General features: G+C 63.3%; 13 protein-coding genes. 12 read left to right on the top strand and 1 reads right to left on the bottom strand.

Translation table 11 applies throughout. The annotated features are described in order from the left end of the window. Positions 1 to 99 precede the first annotated feature (99 nt). The 4 genes from FJV43_RS31045 (at position 100) to FJV43_RS31030 (ending at position 5,044) form a co-directional block, all read left to right on the top strand. Positions 100 to 1,341 (top strand): O-antigen ligase family protein, encoded by a 1,242-nt coding sequence (locus FJV43_RS31045; protein WP_239622824.1) that lies wholly within the window; start codon positions 100 to 102, stop codon positions 1,339 to 1,341. Beyond that, on the top strand, positions 1,342 to 2,361 hold the full coding sequence (locus tag FJV43_RS31040) for a hypothetical protein (RefSeq protein ID WP_239622823.1): 1,020 nt from the start codon (positions 1,342 to 1,344) through the stop codon (positions 2,359 to 2,361). It begins immediately after the preceding gene. Between the two features lie 135 nt (positions 2,362 to 2,496). Then, complete coding sequence (locus tag FJV43_RS31035; RefSeq protein ID WP_239622822.1) at positions 2,497 to 3,441, top strand: hypothetical protein; 945 nt, start codon at positions 2,497 to 2,499, stop codon at positions 3,439 to 3,441. Between the two features lie 163 nt (positions 3,442 to 3,604). After that, on the top strand, positions 3,605 to 5,044 hold the full coding sequence (locus FJV43_RS31030) for an undecaprenyl-phosphate glucose phosphotransferase (RefSeq protein WP_239622821.1): 1,440 nt from the start codon (positions 3,605 to 3,607) through the stop codon (positions 5,042 to 5,044). Positions 5,045 to 5,258: 214 nt separating this feature from the next. Here the strand turns inward: FJV43_RS31030 and FJV43_RS31025 are convergent, their stop codons facing one another. Next, positions 5,259 to 5,558 (bottom strand): hypothetical protein, encoded by a 300-nt coding sequence (locus FJV43_RS31025; RefSeq protein ID WP_239622820.1) that lies wholly within the window; start codon positions 5,556 to 5,558, stop codon positions 5,259 to 5,261. 53 nt (positions 5,559 to 5,611) lie between these two features. Here FJV43_RS31025 and FJV43_RS31020 point away from each other — a divergent pair, with 53 nt between their 5' ends. The 8 genes from FJV43_RS31020 to FJV43_RS30985 all read left to right on the top strand — a co-directional run bounded on the left by FJV43_RS31020 (position 5,612) and on the right by FJV43_RS30985 (position 16,847). Continuing rightward, positions 5,612 to 6,862: an ABC transporter substrate-binding protein gene (locus FJV43_RS31020; protein WP_239622819.1), complete on the top strand. Its 1,251-nt coding sequence runs from the start codon at positions 5,612 to 5,614 to the stop codon at positions 6,860 to 6,862. Between the two features lie 121 nt (positions 6,863 to 6,983). Further along, complete coding sequence (locus FJV43_RS31015; RefSeq protein ID WP_239622818.1) at positions 6,984 to 7,811, top strand: AraC family transcriptional regulator; 828 nt, start codon at positions 6,984 to 6,986, stop codon at positions 7,809 to 7,811. Positions 7,812 to 8,004: 193 nt separating this feature from the next. Further along, positions 8,005 to 9,015, top strand: a complete 1,011-nt coding sequence (locus FJV43_RS31010; RefSeq protein ID WP_239622817.1) for a branched-chain amino acid ABC transporter permease — start codon at positions 8,005 to 8,007, stop codon at positions 9,013 to 9,015. Position 9,016: 1 nt separating this feature from the next. Beyond that, the gene (locus FJV43_RS31005) at positions 9,017 to 10,099 is read left to right on the top strand and encodes a branched-chain amino acid ABC transporter permease (RefSeq protein WP_239622815.1); all 1,083 of its coding nucleotides are present in this window, start codon (positions 9,017 to 9,019) and stop codon (positions 10,097 to 10,099) included. Further along, a complete protein-coding gene (locus FJV43_RS31000) occupies positions 10,092 to 10,874 on the top strand; it encodes an ABC transporter ATP-binding protein (protein WP_239622813.1) in 783 nt (260 codons plus the stop codon). The genes FJV43_RS31005 and FJV43_RS31000 overlap by 8 nt, the downstream gene beginning before the upstream one ends. After that, positions 10,867 to 13,077: an ABC transporter permease gene (locus FJV43_RS30995; RefSeq protein ID WP_239622812.1), complete on the top strand. Its 2,211-nt coding sequence runs from the start codon at positions 10,867 to 10,869 to the stop codon at positions 13,075 to 13,077. Before FJV43_RS31000 ends, FJV43_RS30995 begins: the two co-directional genes overlap by 8 nt. A gap of 3 nt (positions 13,078 to 13,080) precedes the next feature. Then, positions 13,081 to 13,914 carry a phosphoenolpyruvate hydrolase family protein gene (locus FJV43_RS30990; protein ID WP_239622810.1) on the top strand — a complete coding sequence of 278 codons (834 nt, stop codon included), beginning with the start codon at positions 13,081 to 13,083 and terminating at the stop codon, positions 13,912 to 13,914. Between the two features lie 26 nt (positions 13,915 to 13,940). Beyond that, on the top strand, positions 13,941 to 16,847 hold the full coding sequence (locus FJV43_RS30985) for a flotillin family protein (protein ID WP_239622809.1): 2,907 nt from the start codon (positions 13,941 to 13,943) through the stop codon (positions 16,845 to 16,847). Positions 16,848 to 16,854 lie beyond the last annotated feature (7 nt).

Below are 16,854 nucleotides of genomic sequence, written 5' to 3'. Positions count from 1 at the left end.
CCCGACAACTTGGGCCGACCGGACGGTCCCTGGCAGGTCGCTCCCGCTTGGAGTGGCGCCGCGGAACCGAACTCTTCAGAAGCGCGGAGTACGCCTGCCGTGAACGATCTGGCTCTGGGAAGAGAGGGTACACCGCACCTCGCTTCCGGTTCGATGACCATGCACGGTCGCTTCTTCGTGGTGACCTGCTTCGGCCTTGTGTTCCTGAACCTCCTGACCTTTCTCTATCACTTCACCGGATCGACCATATTCAACGTCCTGAGCAATTCGACGAGCCTGCTTCTGATCCTGTGGTCTGCGCGCCACGTGCTGATCGCGAACGAGAGAAGCTACTTCTACAATCTCCTGTTGGCGCTCGCCTGCGTCTTCACGGGTGCCAGCTACCTGGTGAACTTTGGCTCCTTTGAGCTGTCCGATGGGCTGAAGCTCGTCTCAATCTACTCATTTTACGTCGCCGGCCGCGGCATGGCCGAGCAGATACAGCCAGCCGAAAGGCGTTGCATCTACGTGCTTGCGGCACTGCCGCTCCTGTTCAAGGCGATCGGCCAGACTCAAGTCTACACCGGCATCGAATATCCCGACGTGTTCTCCTACTTTCCGAACACAAATACGGCAGCGCTTTACTTCTCGGCCCTACTGTTTGCCCTTTCTCCCTGGTTCGGAAACAGGGTCTTGATTGCCCAGTTCGTAAACGCCGCGATCATGAACCGTGTCGGGCCCGCCCTGGCGACCATCATCTCGATTGGCCTCTGGTCCTTTTTTCCCTTGCGACCGCAAGTCTTCGTCGTGATCATCCTGTTGGCGTGCGCCAGCGTCGCCGCCTACGCCGTGGGCGCGCTCGATCGATTGATAACCGGTTTGAACGCAATCTCAGTCATCTGGAGCCTTGACCCCAGCACTGTCGCCAGAATGACAACGAAGCAATTGATCGATTTGACCGGATCGACGGACATGTCCGCGTTCTTCCGCATCACCCACTGGACGAACATCTGGCAGATATACTCGTCGCTGGGGCTCGGCGGAATATTGTTCGGATATGGTGCGAGTCAGACCGGCATCCTTACCGTCTTGCCGCTGCCGCCGCACAATGACTATCTGCGCGTCTTGGCAGAGTATGGACTTCTGAATTGCATTGTTTTCGTCGTCTTCGTCTTCAGCATTGTGTTTTCACTGAAGGATCGGGCTGCCAAGACGATGTACACAGTGCTTCTCATCTACTTTTTATCCGAAAACCTCATCGACAATTTCACTTCGATGGCGCTGTTCTTTTCTTACGCGGGCCGGTTTACGTCTCCGAAATGGCCGGAACGCAGCTCGTCCGGCGCGAGCAAGAAAGCATAATTGATGGAGTTCTCACTCTCCGAACTCATCAAGCAAAACACTCCCGGAAACAGCGAAGGCTTTCCGGCAGGCGTACCGTCAAGCTACAATTGGTATCACGGATGGAATGATGACGGACTGTGGTCGCCACCCGAAGATTTCACCGCTGTTGAGGGCTGGGGACAAGTCTATGCGAAGGTGGGGGCACCGTCGTATTCAAGTCCGGGCGCGGCAGTCGAGGTCGCCAACGCCAAGACCTACGTTCGCATCAAGCAAGCCGGCGAATGGACGTTGGTTCAAGACCAGTCGGGAACGCAGTTGACTGGGGGACATTTCGTCCCGGATTTCGCTGGCAATGTTGCCATTCCCATGAAAGCCACCCCTCTGGCCGGCGCGGCGATCGCCTTTGATGTGCCTCCGGCTGGCTACAATAACCATTTTTGGTATAAGGCGCGCGGAACTTACGCGGCCGGCACTGTGGACGCCGTCTACGTTCAGATGGAGATGAGGGTTACCGATCCGAACCTAAGTCTCGTCGCCATGGTCGGCGCCGACTGGTGGCGCGACGCGCGAGCGCCCTATCTCGACGATCACAGCAATAATCCGGGCGTTGGCGGCAGTAACTGGATCGAACTTTCGACCCAGTGGAAGACGATCGGATTCTATTCCATGAGCGCCGAGGACCTTCGCGCGAACCCGGCTCCGCCGCTGCGCGACTTGGTGAGGGAGATGCCGCCCACACGCCCTCCTACGCCAACGCGGAGCGGCGAGAACTTCATCCCGAATGAACCGGGTGGACCTGCCTCCACCTCAGGAGACCAGAAACACACCACGGCAAACGGAACCGCGGAATTTCCACTCGCGGAAGAGATCTGGCCTCAGTCGATCAACTCCGGTTCACGCGCCATGCTTGCTTATCCAATCACAGCAGTCCAAGCCTTGTCGAACGACTGCCTTTTGGCTTTCGCCCTGACCATGGGAGCACTGGCCAAGGTCCGCTGGAGCAACTTGCAGAGGCGCAAACGTATAGACCGGGCGTGACAAGCATTACGGCCCCAGGCGTGCACCGATCTATCGGCACCCCAAATCGCATGCCCATTCTTGACGTTCGTCAACTCTGCAGCGCCTCCAGTGCCTACGATATGAAAAGAAGTTTAACTGGTTATGGGTCGGTCTATGTCTGGCACCTCCCATTCGATCCCGTTCTGCTCGCCGCCCGCTGCTATTGCGCGTATGATTTACGTCCTCGAGCGATCTGTCTCGGGCTGGTTCCTGCCACTCGGTCTCATCGGAATTCTGGCCATCTCTCCGAAGAGTGCCGATGCGGCCAGCGGGAGACCGGACGCCGTCACCTCCGTGGGTCTCGCCTCGAGTGTCATCGAGCAAAACAGCATTGGTTACAGCCAGGCATATCCTGCGGGCGTCCCCAAGACCTCTTCCTGGTGCAACGGCGCCTCAAAGCCCGAAAACGGCGAACCTCCCGCCGACTTCACTGCCGTCACAGGAATGGCATCAATATTTCCAAAGTTTGGTGCGACCACACCGAACAAGGACGGCAAGATCCTCGTCGCCAACGGAAAGACATATGTACGCCTTCGCAGCACGAAGGAATGGATCCTGGTACAAGATCAGGCAGAGAACGAGATCGTCGGGGCCCATTTTGACGTAATGGCTCCCAAGAACGCTGCTGTCGAGATGAAGATTAAAGTTCAGACGGATGGAACTACCCTTGTTGACAGTCCCCCTCCCGGCCGCAACGACCTGATGTGGCTCGTGAGACGCGGCGACTTCGCCGCCGGAGCTGTCGATTCTGTCTACGTCCAGATAGAGATGAAGACGACCGACCCCGAAATGAAAGTGGTTGCCAACGTTGGAGCCGACTGGTGGCGTTCTTCGGACTCGCCGCATAACGGCGCCAATAATCGAGCAGCCGGCAGCAGCAACTGGGTCGAGCTCTCCCCAGACTGGTCAACACTCTACTTCTTTTCGGGCAGCACAGCGCAGTTTGTCGCAGATCCACCCCCACCCCTGGCGGAGTCTCCGCTTCCTGTTACAGCCACCAGCACGCGGCGCACTGCAGCCGGACCCTCGCCGTGTCTGCGGACCTTGGCGCCGCGATAGGTACACTAGGCACAGTTTATATTTGCGATCGCCGTCTTCGAAATGTCGCGAGGCGCTACACCGAAATCATCGGACCTGTAACCTCCCGATCTAGGCTTTTTTGAACGCACCCTTGCTTTAGCTAAAGTATTGCCACGTGACGTCTTTTGGAATGAGGCATTTCATGTCATTAACCACTTACGGTTCGAAGTCCTCATCCTCGATTTTGGTACGACGCGGTGTCTCACTACAGAGACCGGTTCAATTTGCCATTATGGCAGGCGACTTCCTGCTCATTTTGCTCAGCTATGTCGCCGCCAACCTGGTCCACCGCAAGTTCATGACGACACTGGCCGAACGGGAACTTTCCGTCGGCGTCGCCTTGCTTGTGGCGACCACATTCGTCGCGATCGCCTTTTTCAGGGGATGCTACGATAACCACAACCTGGCCAATACGAACTGGCAGTTGCGGAAGGCCTCATCCGTCTGGCTTCTCTCGCTTGCGATTCTTGTATTCTCTGCTTTCCTGCTGAGATCGACCGCCGAGCTGTCCCGTATCACCATCGTTCTGTTCGCAGTAATCGGCCTTGCTGGTCTCGGCGCGCATCGCGTGATCTGGCGATTCGCTCTGATCTCTTCTTTCGCGCGAAGACACTCCGTCAAACGAAGGGTCGTTTTGATCAGCGGAGAGCCACTCGACTTTACCTCAATCCGCTTCAAGGATTTGCGTAGGAACGGTTTTCAGGTGGTACGCCACTTCGTTCTGGACGCTACGTTGAAGTCCGACGACGCAGCAATGGAGCGCGAGCTGGCCACCATCATTCGAAATTCGCGCGGAGCAGGCGTCGACGAATTCCTTCTGGCCTTCAATTGGCGCGATCTGGCGCTGTTTCAGCGCCTCAGCCAATCTCTGCGCCAGGTACCAAATCCGGTTCGCCTCCTGCCAGATCTTGAGATCGCCGACCTGGTATCGCGGCCGTTCACGCCCGTAGGCGACTCTGTGGTGATCGAAGTCCAGAGAGCGCCTCTCTCGGTCAGCGAACGAGCCTTGAAGCGCAGCGTCGATATCTGTCTTGCCTCGCTCGGCCTTCTATGCCTCGCACCTCTACTCGCCATGACGGCGCTCCTAGTCAGGCTCGATTCGCCAGGCAGCATCATTTTCCGTCAGACACGCCGGGGCTTCAACGGCGAGCTATTTAATATCTGGAAGTTCCGCAGCATGACGGTGTCGGAGAATGGCTCCGAGATCAAGCAAGCCAGCAAACAGGATGCGCGGGTTACCCCGGTCGGGCGGATCTTGCGCAAGACCAGCATCGACGAATTGCCTCAGCTGTGGAACGTGCTGCGCGGAGAAATGTCGCTGGTGGGTCCGCGGCCGCACGCTCTCGCGCATGACAACTACTACGATCAGATGATTGGCAACTATGCCTGTCGTCGCCACGTCAAACCCGGCCTTACGGGCTGGGCTCAGGTGAACGGTCTCCGCGGCGAGACACCGACCATCGAGCTGATGAAGAAACGCGTCGAGTACGATGTCTGGTATGTCACCAATTGGAGCATTTGGTTGGACATTCGCATCATGATCCGGACCGTAGTAACACTCTCGGGTCAGGACGTTTATTGAGCTACTCGTGATCGTAGGCTCGCCTACGCCAGCTCGATGTTTTCCCCGCTCGAATGCTGGGAACCGAGTCGCACCGCGTACACTAGTCAGCGCCAGTTACCCGTTCTCGCTGATGTTTTTCATCTTCAGGGTGGTCGCGGCGTCGTTCGATCTCGTGGAGATAACCAGGCGCAGGTCCTTCCCGCCATTTTGGCGTAGGGTTGCCAACGTGCCGTCACGCGACAGGCGGTTGGTCAGGGGTCGATCGGGACTTGGTCCGCGGCGCGTTGCGCTCGGCGGTCCCGTCGCGGAAATCGTAGGTGCGCGGATCTGCATCACGATCATCGGCGGATGCGATTGTTCTGGTCGGCTGCGGCAGGATTTCTTGCAGCGCGAGCCCCTGCTGCACCGCGAAACGACTTGCGCCGCAACATTCAAAAATGAGACTGCCAGTCAAACCGAACGAGACACCGATGCGTGCACCGCATTCGACTTCGGCTAGCTTCCCTCTAAAGCCGCGGCCTTCGAGAGCCACGGGCGTCGCGCAGGTCGGCGCGGCAACAAAACGACGACACAGGGGAGGAGCAAATGTCGAAATGCAGCATGGGACTGCTCGCGTTGAGCAGCCTGTTTCTTTCAGGCGCAGCAATCGCCCAGGAAAAGATCAAGGTGGGCGTGACCGCAACACTCGAAGGCACTTACACCGTGCTTGGCGAGGATGGGATGCGCGGCCATCAGACGGCACTCAATGTGCTGGGCAAGAAGATCGGCGATAAGGAACTCGAATTCATCGTCGCCTCGACCGACGCAACGCCGGACTCAGCCGTGCGCGCTGTGCGCAAGCTGATCGAGCAGGACAAGGTCCAGATCCTGCTGTCGCCGCTCTCTGGCGACGAGGGCATCGCGGTGAAGAACTTTGCAAAGACCCATCCCGAGCTGACCTTCATCAATGCGGCCTCCGGCGCGCAGGAAACGACCTATGTCGACCCTGCCCCGAACTTCTTCCGCTACAATATGGACGGCGCCCAGTGGCAGGTCGGCCTCGGCAAATACGCCTATGAGGACAAGAAGTACCGCAAGATCGCAACCGTCGGCGAAGACTATTCCTTCATCTACACCCAGGTGTTCGGACTGGTGCTCGAGTTCTGCGGAATGGGCGGGCAAGTCACCAACCGACAATGGGTGCCGCTGGGAACGAAGGACTTCGCCTCCGTCATCGCCGCCCTGCCCGACGACGTCGACGCCATCTATCTCGGGCTCGGCGGCGCGGATGCCGTCAACTTCCTCAACCAATATCAGCAGGCCGGCGGCAAGGCGCATCTGATGGGCGGTTCCATCATGATCGACCAGACCATCCTGTCGTCAAAAGGGAATGCGAAGAACGCCCTCATCGGCACCATTGCGGCGAGCGGCCAGGCCGACACCTGGGACGATCCGGGCTGGCAGAAGTTCGTGAAGGCCTATCAGGACGCCTTCCCGCCCAACAAGCGCTTCCCGAGCCCCTCTCTGCTGGCGACCAACTATTATGATTCAACCATGGCGCTGATCCTCGCGCTGCGTCAGGTCAACGGTGATCTCTCCAACAACCAGGCGAAGTTCAAGGAAGCGCTGGCGAAGATCGAGCTCGATGCGCCAAACGGCAAGATCAAGCTCGACTCCAACCGCCAGGCCATCGGCACCAACTTCGTGACCGAGGTCGTCGACGACGGCAAGGGCGCGCTGTTCAGCAAGGTCGTGAAGGTGATTCCGAACGTGAACCAGACGCTCGGCTACGATCCGGCCGTCTTCTCCAAGATCGGACTGCCAAGCCGCACCGTTCCGGAATGTAAGAAGTACTGACGCATCACCTCGGCAGTACGTAGACGGGGAGCGACTTGCTGACGCGGTCGCTCTCCGCTCTTGCAATCTCGTCGGCGTTGTTGAACGCTGACCGAAAAGAGAACATTCGGGAGGGGAAGGCATGAGCCGTGCGCTCGCCGTCTTCCATGGCCGCTTCGGCCGGGCGACGGTTTACCAGTTGAACCGCCCTTTCAATATCCACGCCCATCGTGAAGGTCATCTGATCTTTCATGTCGGCGGCATGCCCGCATGCATTGATGTCTCCAACGGGCATTATGATCTCACCGAATCGTCCGTCGTCGCCGTCAATCCGTGGGAGCCACACAACTTCCTGCCGGCCGATCTCGATGGCGGCGCCATCTTTTTCGTGCTCTACGTCAACGCCGAATGGTTTGCGCCCGATGCCTCGGGCAGCGACCGGCTGCGCTTCGGCCGCACCCAGTTCAGGCGCACTCCTGCACTCGACAAGCATATCAGGCGGACCGCCGCGCTCGTGTGCGGCGCACCATCGCTCTCCAGTCTCGATTCCGAGCTGAGGAGGCTGATCGACATCTGCTATGACGAAAGCTGGCAGCAGGCCGAGATCGCGCGCGATCCGCGCGCAAGCGGCTCCGTCACAGACTTTCGCGTGCGCAAATGCATCAAGATGATGTCGGAAAGCCCCGGTGCCGAGATCGAGCTCGACACCATCGCCCGCGAATCCGGCCTGTCGCGGCCCCACTTCTACCGATTGTTCCGCGTGCAGACCGGCCTCACGCCGAACCTCTATCTCAATACACTGATCATGGAACAGGCGCTCGAAGCGCTGGTCGCGAGCGAAACGCCGATCGCCGACATCGGCTTCGATCTCGGCTTCTCCTCGCAGAGCGGATTCACCCGCTTCTTCGCCGCCAATGTGGGGATGGCCCCGACCGATTATCGTCGCGCAGCCAAGGTTTTGCGCGCCTGACCGCGGGCCACGAAAAGATACTCACGATCAAACGCCGCCCTCGCCGCCCGGGTAGGATGTAGGCAACGCGATCCCGAGATGATCGCGACCGACGGGAGCACACGTCCATGGCAAGGCCTGCAGCCGCTGCAAGGCTGTTCGACCTGCATTCAGTGAACCTTCGGCCTGTGGCCCGGAAAACCGGACGGCGCACATGAGCCGCTTTGTCGAACGCCATCCCGCCTGGGCATTGATCGCGATCATTGCCGTTGCCGTCATGCTCTGGCTGGTCTTCGCCATCTGGCCGCCGGGTCTCGAACAGGCCGTCGGCCGCAAGCGCGTCTTCCTCAACGCCGTCTTCAACGGCATCACGCTCGGGGGCCTCTACTTCCTCGTCGCCAGCGGCTTCACGCTGATCTTCGGCCTGATGCGCAACGTCAACCTCGCCCACGGCTCGCTCTATCTGTTCGGTGGCTATGTCGGCTATGCCATCAGCACCTCGACCGGGTCCTGGGTCCTCAGCTTCATCGCCGCCTTCATCCTGACCGCCCTCGTCGGCGTCCTGCTTCAGGTCATCGTGTTCCGCCGAATGGAGGGACAGGATCTCAGGCAGACCATGGTGACGATCGGGCTTTCGATCGTGTTCGCCGACCTCATGCTGTGGGCCTGCGGCGGCGACTTCTACCAGATCCAGACCCCGAACTGGCTGATCGGGCCGGTGGAGCTGCCACTGATCACCGCGATCAAATCCTCCGGCGAGCCGGTCTATCTCAGATATCCCTCGGTGCGGCTCGTGATCTTCGCAGCGTCCGTGGTCATTGGCGTGGCGATGTGGCTCGCGCTCAACCGCACCCGGATCGGCATGATCATCCGCGCCGGCGTCGACGATCGCGATATCCTGGCTGCGACCGGCGTGCGCATCCAGCTCGTCTTCGTGCTGGTGTTCGCCTTCGGCGCGGGACTTGCCGGCATCGCCGGCGTCGTCGGCGGCACCTTCCAGTCATTGTCGCCGGGCGAAGACATCCGCTTCCTGCTCGCCTCGCTCGTGGTCGTGATCGTCGGCGGCATGGGCTCGATCCCCGGCGCCGCGCTCGGCGCGCTCATCATCGGCCTCGCCGAGCAGCTCGGCTCGGTCTACATCCCGACCTATGCCATCGTCGTGACCTTCCTGATCATGGTGCTGGTGCTGGCCATCCGGCCCCAAGGCCTATTGGCGGGGCGCTGAGATGTCGCTCGCTCACGATGCTCACGTTGCCGTTCGCCCCGCCGCCGCGGCGCAACGCCCGACGCGGACATGGCCGGAGGTCAACAATCCCGCCGCCTGGATCGTCGCGGTCATTCTCCTGATCATGCCGCTGATCGCCAACGGATTCTTCCTGATCGAGATCTTCGCTTCCACCTTGATCCTCGGCACCATGGCGCTGAGCCTGATGTTCCTCGCCGGCTATGGCGGCATGGTCAGCCTGATGCAGCTCACCATCGCCGGCTTCTCGGCCTATATGGTCGCCGTGTTCGGCGTCAGCGGCAACGCCAATATCAGCCTGGGCTGGCCCTGGTGGCTCGCGGTGCCGATGGCGCTGGCGCTGGCGACCGCCTTCGGCACCCTCGGCGGCGCGCTCGCGGTGCGCACCGAAGGCATCTACACCATCATGATCACGCTCGCGATCGGCGCGGCCTTTTACTATTTCACCAATCAGAACTGGGCGATCTTCAACGGCCACACGGGCATCAACACCGTGGCGACGCCGCACTTCTGGGGCGTCAACTGGCGCGCAGACATTCCCTTCTACTATATCGTGCTCGCGGTCGCGGCGCTCTGCTATTTCGCGGTCGAGTATCTCTCGCGCGCGCCCTTCGGCCTTGCCCTTCAGGGCGTACGCGACAATCCGCGGCGCATGGCCGCGCTCGGCTTCAACGTCAATGCCCACCGCGTCGCGGCCTATGCTTTCGCGTCCCTCGTAGCCGCGCTCGCCGGCGTCCTCCAGGTCTGGAACTATCGCCAGATCTCGCCGGGCTCGGTCAGCGTCGGCGCCTGCATCGACGTACTGATCATCGCGGTCGTCGGGGGCATCACGCGCCCGATCGGCCCCTTCATCGGCGCGCTGATCTTCGTGCTGCTCCGCACCTTCGCGCTCGACTTCCTGGTCCGGCTTGGGCTCGACGGCAACCGATTCCGCCTGCTGATCGGGCTCGGCTTCCTCGCCATCGTGTTCTGGTCGTCGGATGGCGTCATCGGCCTATGGCAGCGTTGGCGTCAGAGCCAGCGTCCACGAACGGACCGCCCGGGCGGAGGAAGCGGCCATGGATAGCGTCGCTCAACGCCTTTCCGCCGTTGGCGCCGGTGCCGCTCTCGAGCTGCGCGGGGTGACACGGTTTTTCGGCGCCCTGGCGGCGCTGACCGACGTCACCATCACCGTGCGTCCGGGCGAGCGGCGCGCCGTGCTCGGCTCGAACGGCGCCGGCAAGACCACGTTGTTCAACTGCATCACCGGCGATTTCCCGCCCTCCTCCGGCACCATCCGCTTCTTCGGCGAGGACGTCACGCACTTCCCGCCCTATGAACGCATCCGCCGCGGGCTGCGCCGGACCTATCAGATCTCGGCGCTGTTCCCCGGCCTCACCGTCCAGGACAATGTCTATCTCGCCTGCCGCGGCGTCTCGCGCGGGCGCTTCTCCTTCCTGCGTCCGGGACAGAACGATGCCCTGATGCATGCGGCGGACAATCTCGTGCAGGCCGTGCATCTCTCCGCGGTGAAGGACCAGCGCGTGGCCGAGCTCGCGCACGGCCAGCAGCGTCAGCTCGAGATCGCGCTCGCGCTCGCCGGCGCCCCGCGCTTCGTCCTGTTCGATGAGCCTGCTGCTGGCCTGTCGCCGACCGAGCGGGCCGAGCTGATCGAAATCCTGACCTCGCTGCCGGCGCACATCGGCTACATCATCATCGAGCACGACATGGACGTCGCCTTGCGCGTCGTCGAGAGCGTCACGATGATGCACAACGGCCGCATCTTCAAGGAGGGCCTGCCGGAGGAGATCCAGTCGGATCCCCAAGTGCAGGAGCTCTATCTCGGAGGCGGCCATGAATGAGGCCCGCCGCAGCAGTGCCGCACTCGAGGTCCGCGGCCTCGACGTCTACTACGGCCACTCGCACGCGCTGCAAGGGGTCGACCTCACGCTGGAGAGCGGCGTGTTCTCCGTCGTCGGCCGCAACGGCATGGGCAAGACCACCCTGTGCAAGGCGATCATGGGGCTGGTGCCCGTGAGCGGTGGGTCGATCCGCGTGCGGGGCGAGGACGTCACACGGCGGCCGCCGGCGCAAATCGCCCGGCTCGGCGTCGGCTATGTGCCGCAGGGCCGCCGCCTCTGGCGCTCGCTTAGCGTCGACGAGCATCTGCGGCTCGCCGGAGGCATGCGCGCCGGCGCCTGGACCGTCGAGCGCATCTACGACACCTTCCCGCGTCTGGCCGAGCGCAAGGATCATGGCGGCGGTCAGCTCTCCGGCGGCGAACAGCAGATGCTGGCGATCTCGCGCGCGCTGCTCACCAATCCTCATTTGCTGATCATGGACGAGCCGACCGAGGGCCTCGCGCCCGTCATCGTGACTCAAGTCGAGGAGATGCTGCTGCGCTTGGGCGAGGACGGCGACATGTCGGTGCTCGTGATCGAGCAGAACATCGGCGTTGCCACCGCGGTCTCGCGCAACGTCGCGATCATGGTCAATGGCCGCATCAACCGCATCATCGACTCCGCGCGCCTTGCCGCGGACCGCGAACTTCAGCAGCGCCTGCTCGGCGTCGGGCTTCACGCCGAGCTCGAGCCCGATGTCGACATCGCCCCGTCCGGCCGTGAAGTAAAGCCGGCGCCTGCGCCACGCCGCGACGGGCCGCTCCGCATCTACATCTCCAACCCGACGCTTCCGACGCGATGGTCCCAACCCGTGCCGATCGCCCGCATCGAGGCCGCCGCCCGCACGGTCTCGACGCAGGTGACGCGGCTCGACGAGGCGGTGCGCCGCCAGCGTGAACCTTCAGCGGCCCAGGCCTCGGGCCCGCCTGTCGTGCTGGTCGTCGGCACGCTCGACACCAAGGGCCCCGAGCTGCGCTACATCCGCGACATCATCGCGGAAAGCGGACTGCGCGCGCGGCTGGTCGATGTTTCGACCAGCGGCAAGCATTCGTCGTGCGACGTCTCCGCGCAGGAGATCGCTCTGAACCACGGCCGCGGCGGCTCCGCTGTGTTCGGCCCGGATCGCGGCGCCGCCGTGACGGCGATGGCCGATGCATTCGCCAGCTGGCTGCGGCGCCAGGGCAATGTCGCCGGCGTGATCTCGGCCGGCGGCTCGGGCGCGGCGTCGCTGGTGGCGCCGGCCATGCGCACCCTTCCCGTCGGCGTGCCCAAGCTGATCGTCTCCTCCGTCGCCTCCGGCGATGTCGGGCCCTATGTCGGACCAGCCGACATCACCATGATGCACTCGGTCACCGACGTGCAGGGGCTGAACTCGATTTCGCGGGCGGTGTTGGCCAACGGTGCCAATGCGCTTGCCGGCATGGTGAAGGCGCGGCTCGAGGCGCGCGCCGCAACGGCGCGCGAGCCCCGCGGCCTGCCCTCGGTCGGCATTACCATGTTCGGCGTCACCACACCGGCCGTTCAGAAGATCGCGGCGGAGCTGCGCGATGATTTCGAATGTCTCGTGTTTCACGCCACCGGCGTCGGTGGCCGTTCCATGGAGAAGCTCGTCGAGTCCGGTCAGCTCGCCGGCGTGATCGACCTTACCACCACCGAGATCTGCGACCTGCTGATGGGGGGCGTGTTTCCGGCGACGGAAGATCGTCTTGGCGCGATTATCCGCAGCCGCCTGCCCTATGTCGGCTCGGTTGGCGCCCTCGACATGGTCAATTTCGGTGCGCCGGACACCATTCCCGAACGCTACCGCGGCCGCAAGTTTCACGTCCATAATCCGCAAGTGACGTTGATGCGGACGACCGCCGAGGAGAACGAGCGCATGGGCCGCTGGATCGCCGAGCGGCTCAACCAGATGGACGGCCCCGTGCGCTTCTTCCTGCCGGAGGGCGGCGTCTCCGCGCTCGATGCGCGAGGCCAGCCGTTCTGGGACCCGGAATCCGACGCTGCCCTGTTCCGTGCGCTGGAGCGCAACGTGCGGCAGACCGGCAACCGTCAGATCGTTCGCGTCCCCAAGAACATCAACGATCCCGACTTCGCCGCCGCCATCGTCGGCGCGTTCCGAACCCTGTTCGGCCGCGCCGGCGCGCGGCGGAGACTAGCGAGGTGACCGATGGCCAGATTTGAACGCGCAACCCTCCTGAAGAAGTTTCGCGACATGGCGAGGCGCGGCGTGCCGATCGTTGGTGGAGGTGCTGGCACCGGGCTGTCGGCCAAATGCGAGGAAGCCGGCGGTGTCGATCTCATCGTCATCTACAATTCCGGCCGCTATCGCATGGCTGGCCGGGGCTCGCTCGCCGGCCTGATGGCCTACGGCGACGCCAATGCCATCGTGCTGGAGATGGCCTGCGAGGTGCTCCCCGTGGTCGGCCAGACCCCGGTGCTTGCGGGCGTCAACGGCACCGACCCGTTTCGCGACATGGACGTCTTCCTCGACCAGTTGAAGGCGCTCGGTTTCGCAGGGGTCCAGAACTTTCCGACGGTCGGCCTGATCGACGGCACCTTCCGGGCCAATCTCGAAGAGACCGGCATGTCCTATGCGCTCGAGATCGACATGATCGCGAAGGCACACGACAAGGACATGCTGACCACGCCCTACGTGTTCAGCGAGAAAGAGGCGACCGCAATGGCGATCGCGGGCGCCGACATCATCGTTTGTCACATGGGCCTGACGACCGGCGGCACGATCGGTGCGCACACCGCGCCAAAGCTCGGGGACTGCCCCGCGCGTATCGACACCTGGGCTTCGGCAGCGCTCAGCGTCAATCCGGACATCCTGGTGCTGGCGCATGGCGGTCCGATCGCGGATCCCGCCGACGCCGATTTCATCATGAAGAACACCCGCCATTGCCATGGCTTCTACGGCGCCTCCTCGATGGAGCGACTGCCGGTCGAGCGGGCGCTGACGGAGCAGGTACGTCAGTTCAAGGCGATCGGCGCGCGGTAACGCCGGAAGGTTCGAGGGAGGGAAAGATGTCAGGGATGCTGGTCGGTGAATTGATCCTCTGGCTGATCGTCGCGATCATCGTGATCGTGGTTGGCGTCTATATCGTGAACTGGCTCTACCATCGCTCCTCCAAGGAGACCTCGTTCGTCCGGACGGGTTTCCTCGGCGAACGCGTGGTGATCAATGGCGGCGCCTTCGTGCTGCCATTCATCCACGACTACACGCCGGTCAACATGAACGTGCTGCCGATGGGTGTCGTCCGCTCCAAACAGGATGCCGTCATCACCCGCGACCGCATGCGGGTCGACATTGAGGCCGACTTCTATGTCCGGGTGCAGGCGACCCGCGAAGCGGTCTCGATCGCCGCGGCGACGCTCGGCCGCCGCACCATGGCGCCGGAGCAACTGCATGCGCTGCTCGCCGGAAAATTCATCTCCGCGATCCGCTCGGTCGCCTCCGAGATGACCATGGAGGAGATGCACGAACGGCGCGGCGACTATGTCGCGCGCGTCAAGACCGAAGCGGCGGAAGCCCTCGCCCAGAACGGCCTCGAACTGGAATCGGTCGCCATCACCGATCTCGACCAGACCGACCTGGAATTCTTCAACCCCTCGAACCGCTTCGATGCCGAAGGCCTGACCCAGCTGATGCAGGACATCGAGGCCAAGCGCAAGCTGCGCAACGACATCGAGCAGGACTCGATGATCAAGATCCGCACCCGCAACCTGGAGGCCGAGCGGCAGGCGCTGGAGATCGAGCGCGAGAGCGAGACCGCTCGCCTGGAGCAGGAGCGCGACATCGAGATGCGCCGCGCGCTCCAGCGCACCGAAGTCGCCCGCGAACGGGCGCTGCGCGAGACCGAAGCCGAACAAGCGCAGATCTCGGCCCGCGAAGCCATCGAGCGCGCCCGAATCGCCAACGACCAGGCGATCGCGGAGGCCCGCATCGCCTCCGAGCGCGAAACCCGCCAGAGGGAGATCGAGCGGACCCGCACCATCGAGGAGAAGGAGCTGCTGGCGCGCGAGGAGATCGAGAAGACCAGGATCGCCAACCAGCGCTCGATCGACACCACCCGCATTGCCTCCGAGCGCGAGGTGCGCCAGCGCGAGATCGAGCGGATGCGCACGGTCGAGGAAGCCGAGATTGCGGCCCGCGAAGCCATCGAGAAGGCGCGGATTCAGCAGGACCGCGTCGTCACCGATGCGCGGATCGCCAACGAGGAGGAAACGAGGCGCCGCGAGATCGAGCGCACCCGCGCCGTCGAGGAAGCAGAGATCGCCGCGCGCGAGGCCACCGAAAAGGCCCGCATTGCCCAGACGATGACCGTCAATGTCGAGCGCATCTCCTCCGACGAGCGCACCCGCGCGCTGGAGATCCAGCAGGTGCGGACCATCCAGGAGGCCGAGATCGACGCGCAGCGCGCGGTTGAAGCCGCCCGCATCGCCCGCGAGCGGACGCTTGCTGCCGAGCGCATCGCCGCCGAGCAGAACACGCGCAAGCTGGAGATCGAGCGCAACCAGGCCCTCGATGTTGCAGGCATCGCCGCGCGCGAGACCACGGAAGCCTCGCGCATCGCGCAGGAGGAGCGCGTGCGCTCGCTGGAGATCGCCCGCAACCGCGCCGTCGAGGAAGCCGACATCGCCTCCCGCGAGGCGATCGAGGCGGCGCGCATCGCCCAGGAAAAGGCGGTTGCCGCCGAGCGCATCCAGGCCGAACGCGAAACCCGCGCACTCGAAATCGAGCGGACCGGTGTCCTCGAAGCCGCCGAACTGAAGCGGCGCGACGCCATCGAGCGCCAGCGCATCACGGTCGATCTGGCGCTGGAGGCCGAGCGCATCAATTCCTCCAAGCAGCGCGAGGTGCTCAACATCGAGCAGAAGAAGGCGATCGAGATCGCCGACGAGGAGCGCGTCATCGCCCTCTCGACCAAGCGCTCGGAACGGATCGATGCCGACCGCCAGGTCAAGCAGGCCGAGATCGTCGCCCGCAAGGAGGTCGAGACCACCGATGTCTCCCGCGAGCAGGCGCTGGAGGCGGCGCGCATCGAGCGGCGGCGCGCCATCGAGCAGCTCGAGGTCGCCCGCGTCCAGTCGCTGCAGGAAGCCGAAATCGGCGCGCGCGAGGAGGTCGAGCGTGCCCGCATCGCCTCCGACCGCGGTCTCGACGAAGCCCGCATCGGCCGCGAGCGCGAGCTGCGCAAGCTCGAGGTCAATCGCGAGAAGGAGGTCGAGACCGTCCTGATGGAGAAGGCGATTGCGATCCATCTGAAGTCCCTGGAGGAATCCGCGGCCAAGGCGTCGGCCGAGGAAGCGCGCATGCGCGCGACGGAAGCTACCGAGCGCGTCGTCACGGCGCGGGAGAGCGAGATCGCCAAGCGGCGCAAGACCGTCGAAATCCTGCTCGCCGAGAAGCAGGCCGAGGAGACGCGCATCGCGGCCGAAGCCGAGCGCGTGCGCGCGGCGGTCGAGGCCGAGGCGCAGCGGATGCTCAACGAAGCCGAGAACGTGCTCACCGACCAGGCGCGATACTCGCTGTTCCGGCGCAAGCTGCTCGACCGCATCGAGGGCATCGTGCGCGAGAGCGTCAAGCCGATGGAGAAGATCGAGGGCATCCGCATCCTCCAGGTCGACGGGCTCAACGGCAGCGGTCACGGAAATGGCAATGGCGGCCGCAGCGCCACCGACGAGGTGATCGACTCCGCCCTGCGCTACCGGGTTCAGGCACCGCTGATCGACTCCATCCTGTCCGACATCGGCGTCGAGGGCGGCAGTCTCTCGAAAATGCCGGGCCTGATCCGCGAGGCCCGTGACATGCAGGGCATCAAGGAGGCCGCGCGCAAGGGTGGTGGCGGCGGCGACAAGCCGGCTGCCTCTCCGCCTGCGGCCGAGGCGGGCGAGCCTCCGGCCGAGCGCGGTCCAAGGAAGAAGAGCTGAGGTCGCG

The organism is Bradyrhizobium sp. I71, from assembly GCF_022354745.1.
In the GTDB taxonomy this organism is placed as follows: domain Bacteria; phylum Pseudomonadota; class Alphaproteobacteria; order Rhizobiales; family Xanthobacteraceae; genus Bradyrhizobium; species Bradyrhizobium liaoningense.
The sequence above is the reverse complement of the archived record's forward strand: the minus strand, read 5'-3'. Positions and strand labels throughout refer to the sequence as shown.